The organism is Arthrobacter sp. 10T425 (assembly GCF_056393985.1).
Genome location: NZ_JBFTGZ010000083.1, coordinates 1 through 447, shown reverse-complemented (window position 1 = coordinate 447; position 447 = coordinate 1). Strand labels below are relative to the sequence as shown.

At 64.9% G+C, this 447-nt stretch carries 1 protein-coding gene; it reads right to left on the bottom strand.

The window, feature by feature from the left end:
* A partial coding sequence (locus AC1DDH_RS20625; RefSeq protein WP_476956237.1) for a cupin domain-containing protein occupies nucleotides 1-447 on the bottom strand: 447 nt, incomplete at both ends.

The following is a 447-nucleotide window of genomic DNA, read 5'->3' as shown; positions in this document are numbered from 1 at the left end:
GGTCAGCCTGATCTGACGGTTCATGTCCTTGTACAGCAGGTAGCGGAAGTCCTCCGGGCCGCCGGCGTAGCAGGCCTGCGGGCAGAAGGCGCGCAGCAGCATGTAGTCGCCGGCCTCGCACTCGACCCAGTCGTCGTTGAGGCGGTAGACGGCCTTGCCCTGCAGCACGAACAGGCCGTGCTCCATGATGTGCGTCTCGGCGAACGGGATGGATCCTCCCGGCTTGAAGGTGACGATGTTCACCTGCATGTCGTGCGCCATGTCGCTGGCGTCGGAGAAACGCGTGGTCGCCCACACGTCGCCGGTGTCCGGCATCGAGACGGGCTCGATGTCGTTGTCGCTCGTGACGAACGACGCGGGCGCATCGATGCCCTCGAGGTACTCGTAGGCCTTGCGGATCCAGTGGAAGCTGGTGAGCTCGGATCCCTCGTTCTCCAGCGACCACTG